This window comes from Streptomyces sp. SID13726 (assembly GCF_010548375.1).
In the GTDB taxonomy this organism is placed as follows: Bacteria; Actinomycetota; Actinomycetes; order Streptomycetales; family Streptomycetaceae; genus Streptomyces.
The window spans coordinates 1-511 of the sequence record NZ_JAAGLY010000272.1; the positions used below are offsets into that span (position 1 = coordinate 1).

Consider the following 511-nt stretch of genomic DNA (forward strand, 5'->3'; position numbering starts at 1 on the left):
CGTCCTGGGCGGAGGCAGCGCCGGCTACGCCACCGCGCTGCGCGCCGCCCAGCTCGGCCTCTCCGTCGCGCTCGTCGAGTCGGGCAAGCTCGGTGGGACCTGCCTGCACAACGGGTGCATCCCCACCAAGGCCCTGCTCCACGCGGCCGAGCTGGCCGACGGCGCCCGCGAGGGCGCGAGGTTCGGCGTCCGCAGCACGCTCGAGGGCATCGACATGGCGGGCGTCAACGGCTACAAGGACGGCGTCGTCACAGGCCTCTACAAGGGGCTGCAGGGACTCGTCGCCTCGCGCGGCATCACGTTCGTCGAGGGCCACGGCCGGCTCGTGTCGCAGGACACCGTCGAGGTCGACGGCACCCGCTACACCGGTCGCCACGTCGTGCTCGCGACCGGCTCGTACGCGCGCTCGCTGCCCGGTCTCGAGATCGCCGGCCGCGTCATCACCTCCGACCAGGCGCTGCGGCTCGACCGCGTCCCGAAGTCGGTCGTGGTGCTCGGCGGCGGCGTGATC

General features: G+C 73.6%; 1 protein-coding gene. It reads left to right on the plus strand.

Annotated features, from left to right (window positions below; translation table 11 throughout):
• The coding region (locus tag G3I78_RS47580) for an FAD-dependent oxidoreductase (protein ID WP_164436843.1) at positions 1-511 on the plus strand (511 nt) is incomplete at both ends.